Source organism: Candidimonas humi (assembly GCF_019166065.1).
GTDB classification, from domain to species: Bacteria; Pseudomonadota; Gammaproteobacteria; order Burkholderiales; family Burkholderiaceae_B; genus Candidimonas; species Candidimonas humi.
In genome coordinates this window covers 384,750-400,440 of the sequence record NZ_JAHTBN010000001.1, presented here as the reverse complement: position 1 = coordinate 400,440, position 15,691 = coordinate 384,750, and the positions used below count along the sequence as shown (strand labels likewise).

General features: G+C 66.7%; 15 protein-coding genes. 11 read left to right on the top strand and 4 right to left on the bottom strand.

What is annotated here, in order from left to right; genetic code table 11:
* The first annotated feature begins 15 nt into the window (after nt 1-15).
* Nucleotides 16-900, top strand: coding sequence for a 3-hydroxyisobutyrate dehydrogenase (mmsB, locus tag KVP10_RS01730; RefSeq protein ID WP_217962735.1), 885 nt, complete (start codon nt 16-18; stop codon nt 898-900).
* 108 nt (nt 901-1,008) lie between these two features.
* On the opposite strand, the gene ygfZ is transcribed toward mmsB, so the two are convergent.
* Nucleotides 1,009-2,127 carry a CAF17-like 4Fe-4S cluster assembly/insertion protein YgfZ gene (gene ygfZ, locus KVP10_RS01725; protein WP_217962734.1) on the bottom strand — a complete coding sequence of 373 codons (1,119 nt, stop codon included), beginning with the start codon at nt 2,125-2,127 and terminating at the stop codon, nt 1,009-1,011.
* Nucleotides 2,128-2,366: 239 nt separating this feature from the next.
* On the opposite strand from ygfZ, the gene mltG reads away from it, so the two are divergent.
* From mltG to KVP10_RS01700, 5 genes are all read left to right on the top strand, one after another.
* Entirely contained in the window at nt 2,367-3,377 is a 1,011-nt protein-coding gene (gene mltG / locus KVP10_RS01720) for an endolytic transglycosylase MltG (protein ID WP_217962733.1), read from the top strand.
* Nucleotides 3,377-4,051, top strand: coding sequence for a dTMP kinase (gene tmk, locus KVP10_RS01715; protein WP_217962732.1), 675 nt, complete (start codon nt 3,377-3,379; stop codon nt 4,049-4,051). Before mltG ends, tmk begins: the two co-directional genes overlap by 1 nt.
* Nucleotides 4,044-5,084: a DNA polymerase III subunit delta' gene (holB, locus tag KVP10_RS01710; RefSeq protein WP_217962731.1), complete on the top strand. Its 1,041-nt coding sequence runs from the start codon at nt 4,044-4,046 to the stop codon at nt 5,082-5,084. The genes tmk and holB overlap by 8 nt, the downstream gene beginning before the upstream one ends.
* Nucleotides 5,085-5,253: 169 nt before the next feature.
* Nucleotides 5,254-6,039 (top strand): TatD family hydrolase, encoded by a 786-nt coding sequence (locus KVP10_RS01705; RefSeq protein ID WP_217962730.1) that lies wholly within the window; start codon nt 5,254-5,256, stop codon nt 6,037-6,039.
* Between the two features lie 89 nt (nt 6,040-6,128).
* Nucleotides 6,129-7,082, top strand: coding sequence for an ankyrin repeat domain-containing protein (locus tag KVP10_RS01700; protein WP_217962729.1), 954 nt, complete (start codon nt 6,129-6,131; stop codon nt 7,080-7,082).
* A gap of 33 nt (nt 7,083-7,115) precedes the next feature.
* Here the strand turns inward: KVP10_RS01700 and KVP10_RS01695 are convergent, their stop codons facing one another.
* Both KVP10_RS01695 and KVP10_RS01690 read right to left on the bottom strand, forming a co-directional pair.
* Entirely contained in the window at nt 7,116-7,934 is an 819-nt protein-coding gene (locus KVP10_RS01695) for an RsiV family protein (RefSeq protein WP_217962728.1), read from the bottom strand.
* 105 nt (nt 7,935-8,039) lie between these two features.
* On the bottom strand, nt 8,040-8,561 hold the full coding sequence (locus KVP10_RS01690; RefSeq protein WP_217962727.1) for a glutathione peroxidase: 522 nt from the start codon (nt 8,559-8,561) through the stop codon (nt 8,040-8,042).
* A gap of 361 nt (nt 8,562-8,922) precedes the next feature.
* Between KVP10_RS01690 and arsC the strand changes: the two genes are divergently transcribed.
* The 5 genes from arsC to KVP10_RS01665 all read left to right on the top strand — a co-directional run bounded on the left by arsC (nt 8,923) and on the right by KVP10_RS01665 (nt 13,751).
* On the top strand, nt 8,923-9,267 hold the full coding sequence (gene arsC / locus KVP10_RS01685; RefSeq protein WP_217962726.1) for an arsenate reductase (glutaredoxin): 345 nt from the start codon (nt 8,923-8,925) through the stop codon (nt 9,265-9,267).
* 21 nt (nt 9,268-9,288) lie between these two features.
* On the top strand, nt 9,289-10,161 hold the full coding sequence (locus tag KVP10_RS01680; protein ID WP_217962725.1) for a DMT family transporter: 873 nt from the start codon (nt 9,289-9,291) through the stop codon (nt 10,159-10,161).
* 79 nt (nt 10,162-10,240) lie between these two features.
* Nucleotides 10,241-10,678: an MbcA/ParS/Xre antitoxin family protein gene (locus tag KVP10_RS01675; RefSeq protein ID WP_217962724.1), complete on the top strand. Its 438-nt coding sequence runs from the start codon at nt 10,241-10,243 to the stop codon at nt 10,676-10,678.
* A gap of 19 nt (nt 10,679-10,697) precedes the next feature.
* The gene (locus KVP10_RS01670) at nt 10,698-11,384 is read left to right on the top strand and encodes an RES family NAD+ phosphorylase (protein ID WP_217962723.1); all 687 of its coding nucleotides are present in this window, start codon (nt 10,698-10,700) and stop codon (nt 11,382-11,384) included.
* A 312-nt stretch (nt 11,385-11,696) separates the two neighbouring features.
* Complete coding sequence (locus KVP10_RS01665; protein WP_217962722.1) at nt 11,697-13,751, top strand: DUF8189 domain-containing protein; 2,055 nt, start codon at nt 11,697-11,699, stop codon at nt 13,749-13,751.
* A 55-nt stretch (nt 13,752-13,806) separates the two neighbouring features.
* Here the strand turns inward: KVP10_RS01665 and KVP10_RS01660 are convergent, their stop codons facing one another.
* The gene (locus tag KVP10_RS01660; RefSeq protein ID WP_217962721.1) at nt 13,807-15,684 is read right to left on the bottom strand and encodes a monovalent cation:proton antiporter-2 (CPA2) family protein; all 1,878 of its coding nucleotides are present in this window, start codon (nt 15,682-15,684) and stop codon (nt 13,807-13,809) included.
* Nucleotides 15,685-15,691: the final 7 nt, after the last annotated feature.

Here is a 15,691-nt window from a genome sequence, read left to right as displayed (position 1 = left end):
ACACAAGGAGACAACATGAGTCGTATCGCTTTCATAGGCTTGGGCCATATGGGCAGCCCTATGGCGCTCAATCTGCTCAAGGCCGGCCATGATCTGGTGGTGTTCGATCTGGTGCCCGCCGCCGTCAAGGTGCTGACCGACGCCGGCGCGCAAGCCGCCCCGGACGCGCGCGCGGCGGTGCAGGGGGCCGACGTGGCCATATCCATGCTGCCGGCCAGCCGCCACGTGGAAGGCTTGTACCTGGGTGAAACCGAGCTGCTTGCGCACATCGCGCAGTCGACCCTGGTAATCGAGTGCAGCACCATTGCCGCGGAATCGGCGCGCAAGGTGGCGCAGGCTGCGGCCGCGCGCGGCATCCGCATGATCGATGCGCCGGTCTCGGGCGGCACCGGCGGTGCGGCCGCCGGTACCCTGACGTTCATTGTCGGCGGCGAAGCCGAGGCGCTGGAGGCCGCGCGGCCCTATCTCGAGAAAATGGGCAAGAACATCTTCCACGCCGGTTCGGCGGGGGCCGGCCAGGTGGCCAAGATCTGCAACAACATGCTGCTCGGCATCCTGATGGCCGGCACCGCCGAGGCGCTGGCCCTGGGCGCGGCCAGCGGCCTGGATCCCAAAGTCCTGTCGGACATCATTTCCAAGAGTTCGGGGCGCAATTGGGCCACCGAGCTCTACAACCCCTGGCCCGGCGTCATGGATCACGCTCCCGCATCCAAGGGCTACGCGGGCGGCTTCGGCGTGGACTTGATGCTCAAGGACCTGGGGCTGGCGGCCGAGGCGGCGTTGCACTCGCGCGCCTCGACGCCGCTGGGCGAATTGGCGCGCAACCTGTATTCGCTGCACAGCGCCCAGGGCAACGGGCCGCTGGATTTCTCGAGCATCCTGAAGCTGTACAAGAAATAAGCCCTGTGCCCGGCCCGCGCATGCGGGCGGGCGTCCTCATACGCATCTGCAATCGAAAATATAAGAATTCATACAAGGGATTCTTATCTCTTTGAAAGCCGATTGGTATCAGGCGTCTGCTTGCGCGGCGGGGCTGATTTCGTAGGGCAGCGCCTGCAGCGCGATCTCCGGGCCATCGGCGGCGCCCAGCCTGTAGGCGGCGCCGGCCAGGTCGCCCAGTTGCACTTCCATCAGCAGCATCGTCTTGCCGGCGCTGGCCGCGGCGTCGATCACGCGGCCGCTGGGGCTGTCGGGGCGGCCGGCGTCATAGGTGTCGCGGCCGGCCAATTGTGCGGCCGCCGGGATGGCGGCGTCGATCACGCCGCCGGCCATGCGCCGCTTGACCGTGCCCCGGTAATGGCTGCGCGCGACGATTTCCTGGCCCGGATAACAGCCCTTGGTGAAATTGACGCCGCCTATCAGGTCCAGGTTCAGGGTCTGGGGTATGAACAAATCCTGGGTGGCGGCCGAAACCCACGGCAGCCCCGCCGCGATGTCCAGGGCACGCCAGGCCTCGGCCTGCGCGTCCGTGCCGGTATCCGCGGTTGTTCCGTCATCGGCGGCCGCCTCGCCTTGCGCCCGGTTCGCGTCCGCGCCGCCCGGCGCCGCCGCGGCGCCTATCCACCACCAGCGCGGGCCGCAACCCGGCGCCTTCGGCGCGGCGATGAAAACGCCCGCGCCGGTGGAAACCAGCGTCCAGGCTTGCGGATCTGCAGGCAGCTCGGCCAGGGCTGCGCCGGGCGGCAATGCGGCCTGCCGCGTCGAACCGGCATCGGGCAGCGGCAGAGGGTTATCGTCGGTGCGGGGGGCCAGGCCGGCGATCGGCGCGTCCAGCAGGCGCAATTTGGCCTTGGCCCGCAGCACATACATGGACAGGCGCTTGACCAGGGCCTGGGCGATGTCGGCCTTGACCAGTGCATACAGGGCGGGCGCTTCTGTGCCCGCCGGCGCGTGCCACAGGACCATGGTGGCCAGCAGGCGTCCCTTGGGCGTGCAGTAGCCTGCCAGCGCCGCCTGGCCGGCGGGCAGGCCGGCCACGTCCTGGGTGAGCTGGCCATGCATGAAAGAAACAGCGTCCGCGCCGGCGATTTCGATCAGGGCCAGGTCGCGCAGTCGCGCACAGAAATAGGGGACCGGGCTCGCGGCGCCGGCTGGGTTCGCAGCAGAGGATATCAGATCGGCAGACATGGGGTGCGCATCACAGAGACATAAACAAGTACAGCGATTATGATAGCGGGCTTGCTGGATCGCTGCTGCCATGACCCCATGCCCGGCGCCGGCTCCGGTCGGAAGACCTGGGTTCTCCATGCCCGGCCTGGCGCTTGCGCGCCAGCCGCTGCGGCTCCTCTTTTAAGACGTATGAACAGGCCTCGCCCCCTGGGGACGCGGCGCAGGGCGGCAGGCGCCGCTCGGCTACACTTGAGATAATGAAGAAAGTCGTATCGATATTCCTCTACATGCTGCTGGTCTGCGTACTGCTGGCGGGCGCCGGCGGCTGGGCGGCATGGCACTGGGCGCACAGCCCGGTGGAACTCGCGGCGCCGCGCATCGACTATCTGGTCGAGGTCGGCAGCCGGCCGCGCACGGTGGCCCAGGCCATGCGCAAGGCCGGCATACGCATCAACGAAGAAGCCTTCATCTGGCTCGCGCGCGCCAGCGGCAGCGACAAGCTGATCAAGGCGGGCGCATACGAGACCGAGCCCGGCGATACGCCGCTGACGCTCTTGCATCGCATGGCCAGCGGCGAAATGACCCAGACCCGCATCACCCTGGTCGAGGGCTGGACCTACCAGCGCATCCGCCAGGCCCTGCGCGACAACCCGCAGATCCGCCAGACCCTGCAGGACGTTTCCGACGCGGACCTGCTCAAGCGCCTGGGCGCCACGGAAAGCAGCCCCGAAGGCCTGTTCTTTCCCGACACCTATGTGTTCGTGCCCGATTCCAGCGATTTCGACATCCTGCGCCGCGCCTACAAGGCGCAGCAGCAACTGCTGGCCTCGGTATGGGAAAAGCGCGATCCGGGCCTGGCGATCCAGACTCCCTACCAGGCCTTGATCCTGGCATCCATCATCGAGAAAGAAACCGCCAACGGCGCAGACCGCAGGCGCATCGCCGGCGTGTTCATGAACCGGCTGCGCCTGAACATGCCTTTGCAGACCGACCCCACCGTGATCTACGGGCTGGGCGCGGCCTACCAGGGCAGGCTGCACAAGGGCGACTTGAGCGCCGACACGCCCTGGAACACCTACACGCGGGCGGGCCTGCCGCCTACGCCCATCTGCAGCCCGAGCCGCGCCTCGCTGCTGGCGGCGGTACAACCCGAAGTGAGCAAATATCTGTACTTCGTGTCGCGCGGCGACGGCACCAGCGAGTTTTCCGAGAGCCTGCCCGAGCATAATAGGGCAGTGTCCAAATATATATTGAGGACCGATCGCTGATGCAGAAACGACGCGGCTGTTTCATCACGCTGGAAGGCCTGGACGGCGCGGGCAAGAGCACCCACGTGCAGTGGCTGGTCGACGAGATCCGCGGCCGCGGGGTGTCGGTCCTGGCCACTCGCGAGCCCGGCGGCACCGCGCTGGGCGAGGCGCTGCGCGCGATCATGCTGGAACGGCCCATGCATCTCAGGACCGAGACCTTGCTGATGTTTGCCGCGCGCTGCGAGCATATAGAACAAGTCATCGAACCGGCGCTGGCGCGCGGCGACTGGGTGGTGTGCGACCGCTATACCGACGCCACCTATGCCTATCAGGGCGGCGGCCGGGAACTGGGCGCAGAGCCGATCCGCGTGCTGGAACAATGGGTCCATCCCGGACTGCAGCCGGACCGCACCTGGCTGTTCGATGTGCCGCTGGAAGTCGCGCGCGGCCGGCTCGCCGGCATGCGTGAGCCCGATCGCTTCGAACGCGAGAACGGCGCCTTTTTCGAACGCACGCGCAAGGCCTATCACGAACGCGCCCGCCAGTGCCCGCAACGCATCCGGATCGTCGATTCCACCCGCCCCATCGAGGCGGTGCGCAGCGGTCTGGCCGATGACTTGAACGACTTGCTGCAGGCCTGGCAGGATCCAGGACGCCCCCCGTCATCGGGCGGCGGAACCTCCCATGAGTGAGATTTCCGCCTTCTTGCCGTGGCAAGCCGACACGGCGCGCGCCTGGCTGGGCAGCAGAGAACGCTTTTCGCACGCGTGGCTGATCCATGGGCTGGCCGGCACGGGCAAGCGGCAGTTCGCGCTGGCCGGCGCCGCCAGCCTGCTGTGCGAAGCGCCGCAGGACGGGCTGGCTTGCGGGCACTGCTCGGCCTGCCTGTGGGTGGCGGCCGGCAATCATCCCGATCTGCGCCGTATCCGCCCCGATGCGGTCGCCGTGGAAGAGGGCGGCGAGGCCGAAGAAGAAACCGCCACGGCTACCAAGGCCGCACCGTCGCGCGATATCCGCGTCGACCAGTTGCGCGCCCTGGGTTCCTGGTTCAATACTGCGACGCACCGGGGCGGCTGGCGCGTCGCGGTGCTGTATCCGGCCCAGGCGCTGAACGCGATCTCGGCCAATGCCTTGCTCAAGGTGCTGGAGGAGCCTCCGGATCATACGGTGTTCCTGCTGGTCGCCGATGCGCCCGACCGCTTGCTGCCTACCCTGGTGTCGCGCTGCCGGCGCCTGCCCCTGGCCGTTCCCGGCCGCGACGAGGCGCTGGCCTGGCTTGCCGGGCAGGGCGTTACGCAGCCCGAGCCCTGGCTGGCGGCGGCCGGCGGCGCGCCCCTGGCCGCGCTGGAGCTCTCGCGCAGCCGCGCGGCCGCCTGCCCGCCATGGCTCGACGGCCTGCTATCGTCACTGGCGCAAGGCCTGGCGCCCGATATAGGCGGGATGGCCGACCAGCTCGAAAAAGAATCGCCCGCCGTCTGGCTCGATGCGCTGCAGCGCCTGTTCCTGGACTTGCTGCTGGCGGCCTCGTCCGCGCCCTTGCGCTATTTTCCGCAAGCGGAAAAGAACATACGCCTGGCGGCCGGCCGCGCGAGCCTGGCGAACCTGGGCGAAACCGGCAAATGGCTCGGCCAGCAGCGCGCACTGGCAGGACACCCGCTGAACGGCAAGCTGTTCGCGCACGCCGTGCTGCAGCGCGTGGCGCAGGCCTGCGCGCCGGGCGCCTGAAACAGCCGGCGGGTTAAACTCGCAGGATGTGGCCGGGATGCCGCCGCGGCAACGCTGGGCCGGCTTCCCGGTGTCTTGCAGGCGGCCGCAGCGGCCGGGGCCGTCCGGCGCCTTCCTGCTTCAAATACCGCGCCAGCCGGGCCGCATTCCCTTATTTTCCGAGCCTAGTATGTACGTCGATTCCCATTGCCATCTGAATTTTCCCGACCTTGCGCGCGACCTGCCGGATATCCTGGACCGCATGCAGCGCAACGACGTCGGGCATGCCTTGGTGGTCAGCGTCAACCTGGACGATTGGCCCGGGCTGATGGAGATCGTCGACGCGCATCCGCAACTGCATGCCTCGGTGGGGGTGCATCCGGACTACGAAGACATACCCGAGCCCACGCTCGATGAGCTGCTGCGCCTGTCGCTTACGCCCAAGGTCGTGGCGATCGGGGAAACGGGGCTGGATTACTTCCGCCTGGCCGAGCCGCTGGAATGGCAGCGCGAGCGTTTTCGCACGCATATCCGGGCCGCGCGCCAAAGCGGCCTGCCGCTCATCATCCATACCCGCTCGGCCAGCGCCGATACCCTGCGCATCATGCAGGAAGAGGGCGCAGAGCACTGCGGCGGGGTGATGCATTGCTTCACCGAAAGCTGGGAGGTGGCGCAAGCCGCCATGGACATGAACTTCTATATCTCGCTGTCGGGCATTGTGACGTTCAAGAACGCCGTAGCGCTGCAGGATGTCGCCCGCAAGCTGCCGCTGGAGCGGCTGCTGATCGAAACGGATTCCCCGTACCTGGCCCCTGTCCCGCATCGCGGCAAGCTCAATGACCCCTCGAAAGTGGTGCATGTGGCCGAAAAAATCGCCGAATTGCGAGGGATAGCCGCGAGCCAGGTGGCTCAGTATTCTACGGATAATTTTTTCAAATTATTCAGCAAGATAGAGAGATTAACTAAAGTAAATTAGTTCATAGAATGTGCACGAATCATAATTAACTTTAGACAATTTACTTTAAATAATTCAGATTAAATATGTTTAATATCACATTGATTAATATGAATATTTATAGAAATTCGTATGCTGCGATAGCTAAAACCGGATGGCGCAAGGCCATGCTGGTTTGCGCGGGCCTGGCCTTGTGCGCTGCGGCGCATGCGGCGGCCCCAGCAAACTGGTGGGTCGATATCACCAATGACCGTGCGGACGACATCAAGGCCCTGCTCGTGCAGGGAGCGGACCCCAACGTCGTCAACGGCAAGGGGCAGCCCTCCATCATGCAGGCGGTGCGCGACGGGGCCTGGCACGTGTACGACGTGCTGGCCGCCGACAGCCGCACCAAGGTCAATGTCACCAACGTCAACAATGAAACCCCGTTGATGTACTTGTCGGTGGTAGGCCAGACCCGGCGCGCCGAGGCATTGATCGCGCGCGGCGCCAAGGTCAACCGGCTGGGTTGGACTCCCTTGCAGTACGCCGCCTCGAAAGGGCATCTGGATACGGTGCAGATGCTGGTGGCGCATCATGCGATCATCGACGCGCCGTCTCCGGACGGCACGACGGCGCTCATGATGGCTGCCTTTTCCGGCAGTCAGCCGGTGGTGCAATACCTACTGGACCAGGGGGCGGTGCCTATCGTGCAGAACATGGGCGGCCATGACGCTGCCGACTGGGCGCGCCTGGGCAAGCACGAAAAACTGGCCGACAAGCTGCATGCGCTCATACAGAAGACGCTGGCCGAGCGCGCGGCGCAGCATGCCCACGACGTGGCCGGACAAGCCCCCGGCGCGGGGGCTCCCGGAGCAGGCGGAGAGGCGGGCGCCACCACTGTACCGGGAGGCGCGGCGGTCACGCCCGACACAGCGGCTCCCGGGCCGGCGACATCCGGCACCGGCGCGGCTGGGCGGGAAGCCCCGTCCGCACAGCAAGCCGCCCCTGGCGGCGACTCGGGCGGCTCGACGGCCAAATATTTCAATTCCGAAGACAATAACAGCCAGCCGGTAGCGCACTGACCCCGGCACTGGGGCTGGCTGGGCGGGCCGGCCTCAGTGGGACGCGGTCGGCAGGTATTCGGGCTTGAGGATGCCGGCCAGTTCCGCGTAGGGGATGCGTAGTTCGGGCTGGCCTGCCGAATAGGGCGCGATCTGGTAGGAATCGTATTTCACCACCAGCCCGTCGTCGGTGAACGCAAAATTGTCGCTGGGCTGGAACGGCCACAACCTGTCGTAGCTGGCAGGATCGCGGCGCGCGTCGGGGTTGCCGGCGAGCCAGCGCTTGTGGGCGGCGCGCAGCGCGGCCACATAGGCCTGGCGCTGGCCCGGCAGCAGCACCTGGTCCAGGCTAAGGACAGTCTGGCGATTATTGTCCCAATTCAGGAATTGGGTGGCGGAAACCCCATGCGCTGCACCGGTGAAATACTGGTATGTGTCCAGCTCGATAACGGTCAGGTATTTGCTGCGATAGCGCGCCTTGGCCAGGAGCTGCGTGGAATCGCGCGGCGCGGCGGTCTTCCAGAAATACTCTTCGTAGCCCGCTATCGTGGAATAGGGAGGAATGCGCTGCGGGTTGACGCCGGTCATCGTGGCCAGGGCGTGATCCACCAGTTGCGTCAGGCGCTGCACACTCGGAAACGCCAGGGAATCGAGCTTGATGCTGGGGCATTGGCCGTGGCAGCCCGGCTTGGTGTGTTCCCACTTGACCGGTTGTGTGAACAGCCCGTCGCGGCGGCTTTGCGCCTCGATCTGGTTGCCGGGAATCAGGGATATATTGCTGGCCGGGCCGCCGCCGCAGCCGGCCAGCGCGCCCACGGCCGCGACAGCCAGCAACCAGCGGCCCGGGCGGGCGCAAGACAGGAAGGCAGACATTAGTGGGCTCGTTGTTGTGAATCTTGTGTCGGTCGGGCTCATGTGCGGTGTCCTAGTGGCGGGCGTGCTTGTGCATTGCGTGGCGGGCGGCTCGATCGGCGGCGGTCAGCCCGGTGTCGCGCCGGTTTCGGCATCTGCCGGGGTAGCTGCCAATGCCCGTTCTATGGCGTGGCGCAGGCTGTCGGGCCGCGTCCTCGAGCCATAGCGCCGGATGGGCTGCCCGTCGCGGCCCACCAGGAATTTGGTGAAGTTCCATTTGATGCGGCGCGTGCCGAAAATGCCGGGCTTGTCGCGTTCGAGCCATTTGAAGAGCGGATGGGCTTGCGGGCCGTTGACCTCGATCTTGGCGAACAAGGGAAAGCTCACGGCATAGTTGTTGGCGCAAAAGCTGGCTATGGCGTCGGCATCGCCGGGCTCTTGCCGGCCGAACTGGTTGCACGGAAAGGCCAGAAGGGTGAAGCCGCGTTCGTGATAGTCGCGGTACAGGGCCTGCAGGCCTTCGTATTGCGGCGTGAAGCCGCAGTGCGAAGCGACATTCACGAGCAGCGCCACCTGGCCGCGCCAGCGCGCAAGGTCTATTGTTTCGCCCGTGAGCGAAAGCGCCGAGAACGAGTACATCGAAGTCATGGGCGTGGTCGAAAGAGGGCACCGCTCACTTTAACAGGGAGCGGGCGCGGGCGGCAAACCACGCGCGCCGGCCCGCGCCGCGGCAAAAGGCGTGCCGGCATGCCGATAGGTACAGCCCCGCGCTCGCGCACCCGCATGTGCATTGCCCGGCCGGCCGCGTGTCGCGCCGAAGCACATGCACAGATGCAGGGCGCGGGATTGGGATACTATGAAAGGCCACGCAAGACGGCCAGGCGAAGCGCCGGCGAGTCGGGCTGCCGGCGAGCCGCCGCCTGCGCGACGGCGCGCTTTTGGGCCTATTGCCTATTGTTTTTGATACATTGTCTATCCGACAAGCATAATCCTCCGACTTCGAGCCTACATGACCCGCATCTACCATAATCCGCGCTGCGGAACCTCGCGCACCGTCCTGCAAACGCTCCAGGACCGCGGCGAAAACCCCGAAATCATCGAATACCTGAAAACGCCCCCGAGCCGCGACGAACTGCTGCGCCTGATCGCCGATTCCGGGCTTACCGTGCGCCAGGCGGTGCGCAGCAAAGAGGCGCTCTACCAGGAACTGAAGCTGGACGACCCTGCGGTGGACGATGAGCGCCTGCTTGCGGCCATGCTCGAGCATCCCATACTGATCAATCGTCCTTTCGTCGTGACGGCGCGCGGCACGCGGCTGTGCCGCCCCGCGGACGTGCTGCAAGAAATACTGTAGCGGCACCGGGCCCGCCGCGGCATGTCCGTCCAGGTCTTCGCGCTGATTTTCCTGTCGGCGGTATTCCACGCGACATGGAATCTGCTGTCCAAGCGGGCGGCTCCGGCGGGCGCCGCGTTCGTGCTCGGCTACCGGCTTTGCTCGACGCTGCTGCTCGCCCCCTGGGTGGCGTACGAATTGTGGACGGGCGGCACCACCTGGAGCGTCGCGGCTATCGGTTTTATTGTCCTCAGTGCCGTCATCCACCTGGCCTACGGACTCTGCCTGCAGCGCGGCTACCAGGTGGGCGATCTGTCCGTGGTGTATCCGATAGCGCGCGGGACCGGGCCTTTGCTGGCCAGCGTCGGGGCTTATTTGTGGCTGGGCGATACTCCTTCGGCGAACAAGGTGCTGGGCATGTTCTGCGTGGTGGGCGGCGTGCTGCTCATCGCCACGCAAGGCCGCTGGCGCATCTTCAAGCAGCCGCGCGCCTGGGTGGGCGTGCGCTGGGGCCTGCTGGTGGGCGTGCTGATCGCCTGCTACACGGTTTCCGACGCCTATAGCGTCAAGAACCTGCGCGTCTCGCCGGTAGTGCTCGACTGGTGCACCGGCATGGTGATCACGATGATGATGGCGCCCGACGCCTGGGTGCGGCGCCGCCTGTACTGGGAGCGCATGCGCGGCAGATGGCTGCCTGCCGTCCTGGTGGGCTTGTTGTCCCCGATGGCCTATATCCTGGTGCTGTACGCGCTGCGCCAGGGCGGGGAAGTAAGCCAGATCGCGCCCTTGCGCGAGATGTCGCTGATGATAGGCACGCTGGCGGGCTTCCTGATCCTCAAGGAAAAGGTCGGCCCTGGGCGGCTGCTGGGCTGCGCGGTGATCATTGCCGGAGTCGTGGCCCTGGCTCGGCCGTGATCCTGCTCGTGCCGGGCTGGCCCCGCACTGTATTTCTCCGGATAAGGAGTGTAAAATACCCATATACGGAGAACGCATCATGAACCTTGCCTATGCCTACCCGGTCAGCCGGTTCGAGCCGGCCAGGGTAATAGACCTCAATACCCGCGAAGCGCGCGAACGCCTGTCGGCATCCGCGCTCAAGGGGTTTTTCAAGCTGGCGCGGGCCTGGTCGCTGCGCGACGAGGACGCCTGCATCCTGCTGGGCGGCCTGTCGTCTAGCGCCTTCTACGAATGGAAGAAAAAGCCGGCGCGCGTGCTCGAGGTCGATCGCATCACCCGCATTTCCTACCTGATCGGCATCTACAAGGCGCTGCACATTCTTTACGGCGACGACCTGGCCGACCGCTGGGTCAATTTGCCGAACCGCAATGCGGTCTTTGCCGGCAAGACGCCGCTGGCCTATATGCAGGAAGGCGGCATACTGGCCATGCAAATGGTGCGCAAGCTGCTGGACGCGCGCCGCGGCGGCTTGTAAAGCCTTGCCCGCCGCCGCGATGCATACGCCGCCCACCGTCCTGCTGCGCCGTTTCGACACCTGCCGGCTGCTGCCGTCGCGTTTCGCCGACCTGGAAGATTCGGTGCTCGAGCCCCTGTCCGAAGACGCGGCGCACCTGGCCGATCTGTTCGACCTGGACAACGCCACCAATGCGCGCCTGGCGGGCGAGCGCGGCGGCCTGCCTGGCATAGGCGTGGACGAACTGGTCTTCGGCGTGCCGAATTTCCGCATCATCAACGCCGCCTACACCTATCCGCGCCCCGAAGGCAGCCGCTTCAACGGCGGCGACCGGGGCTGCTGGTACTGTTCCTTCGAAATCGAAACGGCCCTGGCCGAAGTCATCTTCCACAAGACGGTGGAATACCAGGAAATCGATTATTTCCACGACTCGGTCAGCTACCAGGCGCTGCTGGCGGACTTCAGCAGCGAATTCCACGACATCCGCGACGATCCGGCTTTTGCCGATTGCCTGGATCCCGGCAGTTACATTGCTTCCCAGGCGCTGGCGGAATCCCTGCTGGAACTCGGTTCCATGGGTATTGTCTATCCCAGCGTGCGGCAGTCCGGCGGCGTCAATCTCGCATGCTTTCGTCCCGCCCTGGTCGGCAATGTGCGCCGCGCTGCAGCTTATCAATTGAGTTGGTCCGGCACGCCCGAGGCGCAGGTGCGGCCCCTGCCGCGCTGAGGCTTGCCTTTGCAACAAGCCCTATGGCCCGGCCCGGGATGCTCGGGCTCCTGGGTTGCGTCTCGCGCGAGGCCAGCATCCTCGCGCTCACGCTGCCGCGCGAGCATGCAGGGACGAGATTTGTTGTTTTTTCGCCCGGATCGGGTATTCGAACGACAAGCCTGGTTCATTTAGTTACCCATCGCGGCGGATAGGCATAAAATTTCAGCCTTCGCGTTTTCCTTGACGGGCGAACGCGCCTTGCGGCGGGGCGTAGCCGCGCCCGCCCGCAGCGCCGCAAGCTTCGGGCCCGATTTATCGCAGAGGATTCCTGTGAACGTTCAACGATGGCTCGCTGCATGGTGCAGCGCGCTGGTCTGTGGCTGTATCCACATATCCGCCCAGGCGGCCCCGGCCGCCGCTGATTGCCACGGCATCAGGGATCTGGTGTTCGTCGCCCACCAGGACGACGATCTGCTGTTCATGAACCCCGACATCCAGTCGACCATCCGCTCCGGCGGTTGCGTGCAGGTGGTCTACCTGACCGCGGCCGAACGCGGCGAGGGCATAGGCTACATGATGGGCCGCGCCCGCGGCGTGCGCGCCGCCTACTCCTATATCGCAGGCACCCCGAACAGCTGGACCGAGGACGTTGTGCAACTGGACGGCCGGCACCTGGCGCATGTCGTGCTGAATGGCGACCCGCGCGTCACGATGATCTACATGCGCCTGAAGGATCCGTGGCTGGGCAAGGGCTGGGGCAGCCTGACTCCGCTAAGCCGCGCCGAATCCGTCCCGGGCGCGACCGCGCAGTCGCTCGGCCCCTATGTGGAGACCTATGACCGGGCAGGACTGGTGGACACGCTGGCGGCGATCATCCGCGCCTATCGGCCCACCGACATCCGCCACATGGACGACACCGTGTCGATTCCGTATACGCGCCTGTGCTGGCGCTGCGTGGGCCACGACCATCCCGACCATATCGCCAGCGCCCGCCTGGCGCGCGACGCCATGGCTCAGGTGCCGGGCAATTATGCCGAAATCGCCTATGTCGACTACCCGACGCAGGAGCGCCACCGCAACCTGACCCTGGCCGAGGTCGCCGGCAAGACCGGCGCCTTCCGCCACTATGCCTGGGACGATTACCGCTATTGCCCCAAAGGGCCTGCAGAGTGCAAAGAGCCCCTGGGCCCGGCCTTGTCCTGGGTGGGGCGTACCTATTACGTGATCCGCCACACCCTGGCGCCGGCCCTGGCCGCGGAACCCACAGGAGGCTATCTGTTGTGCGCCACGGGGGAAATCAATTCGGCCGCCAATGTGCGCGACTCGCGCCTGGGACACTGGCTTGCCCTGGGCGGGCGCGTGGCCGGGCGTTCCACGGCCTTCAACCGGCTCGACGGCGACGTCGAGATACTGGTACGCAGCGCCAACGGGCGCCTGTGGACCCGGTCGCGGCCGGCCGGCGGACATTGGGCCGCCTGGCAGGCGGTGCTGGGGCCGCGCGTCGTCGACCTTCCCCTGGTGGCGCGCAGCGCCGCCGGCCGCAACACCTTGCTGGCCATGGGCTACGACGGGGTATTCCACTACGCGCTGCGGCAGCAGACCGGCGATACGACATCCTGGCACTGGAGCAAACTCCCCGCGCTGGCCGATGCCGTGACGGACGCGGCGCTGGCGCTGGACGCCAAGGGCGATCCGGCCGTCTTCGCTTCCGACAGGAAGGGCGGGCTCTGGACCACCTGGCAAGAGCAGGACGGCAGCGGACGCTGGGCTGCCTGGAGCCGCATCCGCGGCGTGACGGTATCGGCCCCGCTGGCCGGCGAGCGCATCGAACGCGGCGACCGCCATACTTCGGGCGGCCTGGCGGCGCAGCGCAACGCCCGCGGGCTCATACAGCTCTATGCACGCGACGGCCGCTCCGGCCACATGCTGGTCCTGACCCAGTCGCGTCCCGGCACGCCGGACCAGCCCTGGGGGCCTCCAGTGGATCTCGGCGTTTCTTATGTGGGGCGCCCGGCCATAGGCCTGAGCCCGGCGGGCGGCGTGGCGGTCGCGGCGCTGGCGCGTGAACGCGGCTCGATATGGCTGCTGGAAGGCGCCGCAGTCACCAGCCTCGGGTCGGGGATCGTGTCGGCGCCGGCTTTGCGCACCATAGGCGATACGCTCTATGTAGCGGGACGCGGCGCGGGCCCACGGCAGGACTACTGGCTATGGACCCGCAACGCGGGCAAATGGCATGCGCCCAGGATGGTGCCGGCGCCCTCGGTGGACGGCGGCGAATCCTTCGACACCTTGCCGCAGCCCGGCGCGCTGCCGGGCGGGCCCTTCGAGAAGCCCGTACTGTCGGCCAAGGCCGAGACCGGAGTGGCCGTCCCGGCCACCAAATAGCGGCTGGCCATTCCGCCGCGCCGATGCCGTAAGCGGCCATGGCGCGGGCGGGATGCTAGGGACGGCTTTCGGCCGCCTGCGGCTCTCCGGAGGCCGCCTCTTTGGCGGCGGATTCCTGCAGCATGTTGCGGATGTCGGCGGCCAGCAGGTCGTTCATGCGTTCGCTGCTTTCGCGGCTGGCTATCATGAAGCGTTCTTCGTCGCGCCAGACGGGGGCCAGGGCCTGGAACATGTTTTCGTCGTGGCGCCGGAACAGGCGCGCGGCGCGGGCCGCCTGCATGCCCTTGAATCCCAAGGCCTTGAGGGCCTCCGCGCCCAGGGTCAGGCCGGCCTCGAAGGTCTCGCGCTCGACCACGTCGGCCCCCTGGTCCAGCAGGCGGTAGGCGTGCCTGCGGTCATAGGCGCGGGCGAGAATCTTCAGGTTCGGGAAGTGCGTGTGTGCCAGTTCGACCAGTTTTTCGGCCTGGTCGCGATCGTCGATGGCCACCAGCAAAACTTTGGCGCGCGCCGCGCCGGCGGCCTGCAGCAGATCCGGGCGGGTCGCGTCGCCGTAATACACGCGGCGGCCGAAGCGGCGCACCAGTTCCACCTGTTCGGCGCTGGCCTCCAGGGTGGACGTCTTGAAGCCATTGACCACCAGCAGGCGCGCCGCGATCTGGCCGAAGCGCCCGAAGCCGGCGACGATGACGTCGGGAGCTTCGTCGAAGGCCTCGTTTTCCGGTTGCGGGGCCGACGACAGGTCGGCCGAGCAGCGCCGTTCGTACAGAATCAGCAGCACCGGAGTCAGCGCCATGGAAATCGCAACGGTGACGGTCGCCAGCGCGGCCAGCTCGGACGACAGGATGCCCGAGGCCGCGGCGATGCCCAGCAGCACGAAGGCGAATTCGCCTCCCTGGGCGAGCGCCACGGCGGTCAGGCCCGCGGCGCGGCCGTCCAGCCGGAACACGCGCGCCACGCAGAACGCCACCACAGCCTTGATCGCCACCAGCCCGAGCACGCAGCCGGCCACGGCCAGCGGCCGGGCCGTCAGTACGCCGAGATCCATGCCCGCGCCTATGGATATGAAGAACAGCCCCAGCAGCAGCCCGCGGAAGGGCTCGATGTCGCCTTCCAGCTCGCGCCGGAATTCGCTGTCGGCCATCACCATGCCGGCCAGAAACGCGCCGAGCGCGGGCGACAGGCCTACGGCCTGCATCAGCAGCGTCACCGCAATGACCAGCAGCAGCGCAGCGGCGGTGAAAATATCACGCGAGCGCGTGCGTGCGATATAGCGGAAGGCAGGCCGTGCCAGGTAGCGGCCTGCCGCGATCACCAGGGCGACTGCGGCCAGCACCGCCAGCGCGTGCACCCATCCGGGATAGCGATCGAGCAGGCCCGCGCCGTCGCCGGTTTGCGCGGCGGGCAGGGCGGCGGCCTGCAGCGTCAGCAGCGGCAGGGCGGCGAACATCGGGATCGTGGACACGTCCTGGAACAGCAGGATGCCGAAACTCGCGCTGCCCGCCCTGGTGTGCTGCAGCCCTTTTTCCTCGAAGATCTGCAGCACGATCGCCGTGGACGAAAGCGACAGGATGAAGCCCAGCGCCAGGGCTTGGCGCCACTGCAGGCCGAAGAGCATGGCGGACCCGGCCAGCGCCAGACCGGTGGCGACTACCTGGCTGGTTCCCAGGCCGAAGAATGCAGCGCGCATGCTCCAGAGCAGCGAGGGGCGCACTTCCAGGCCGATCAGGAACAACATGATGACCACGCCGTATTCGGCGAAATGCCTGATTCCGGTCTGGTCGCCCACCAGGTGCAGCGCAAATGGCCCTATGACCACTCCGGCGACGATATAGCCCAGCACCGAGCCCAGGCCCAGCCGCTGCGCCAGGGGCACGGCGATGACCCCGGCGGTCAGGTAGATCATGGCCAGCCACAGTACGCTTGCACCCTCCATGCGGGCT

Coding starts and splice junctions, on each gene's coding strand:
- KVP10_RS01695 (WP_217962728.1), bottom strand. CDS start 7,934: ATGTCTGCCTTCCTGTCTTGCGCCCGCCCGGGCCGCTGGTTGCTGGCT.
- holB (WP_217962731.1), top strand. CDS start 4,044: ATGAGTGAGATTTCCGCCTTCTTGCCGTGGCAAGCCGACACGGCGCGC.
- tmk (WP_217962732.1), top strand. CDS start 3,377: ATGCAGAAACGACGCGGCTGTTTCATCACGCTGGAAGGCCTGGACGGC.
- mmsB (WP_217962735.1), top strand. CDS start 16: ATGAGTCGTATCGCTTTCATAGGCTTGGGCCATATGGGCAGCCCTATG.
- KVP10_RS01680 (WP_217962725.1), top strand. CDS start 9,289: ATGTCCGTCCAGGTCTTCGCGCTGATTTTCCTGTCGGCGGTATTCCAC.
- KVP10_RS01700 (WP_217962729.1), top strand. CDS start 6,129: ATGAATATTTATAGAAATTCGTATGCTGCGATAGCTAAAACCGGATGG.
- KVP10_RS01670 (WP_217962723.1), top strand. CDS start 10,698: ATGCATACGCCGCCCACCGTCCTGCTGCGCCGTTTCGACACCTGCCGG.
- KVP10_RS01705 (WP_217962730.1), top strand. CDS start 5,254: ATGTACGTCGATTCCCATTGCCATCTGAATTTTCCCGACCTTGCGCGC.
- ygfZ (WP_217962734.1), bottom strand. CDS start 2,127: ATGTCTGCCGATCTGATATCCTCTGCTGCGAACCCAGCCGGCGCCGCG.
- KVP10_RS01690 (WP_217962727.1), bottom strand. CDS start 8,561: ATGACTTCGATGTACTCGTTCTCGGCGCTTTCGCTCACGGGCGAAACA.
- KVP10_RS01675 (WP_217962724.1), top strand. CDS start 10,241: ATGAACCTTGCCTATGCCTACCCGGTCAGCCGGTTCGAGCCGGCCAGG.
- arsC (WP_217962726.1), top strand. CDS start 8,923: ATGACCCGCATCTACCATAATCCGCGCTGCGGAACCTCGCGCACCGTC.
- mltG (WP_217962733.1), top strand. CDS start 2,367: ATGAAGAAAGTCGTATCGATATTCCTCTACATGCTGCTGGTCTGCGTA.
- KVP10_RS01660 (WP_217962721.1), bottom strand. CDS start 15,684: ATGGAGGGTGCAAGCGTACTGTGGCTGGCCATGATCTACCTGACCGCC.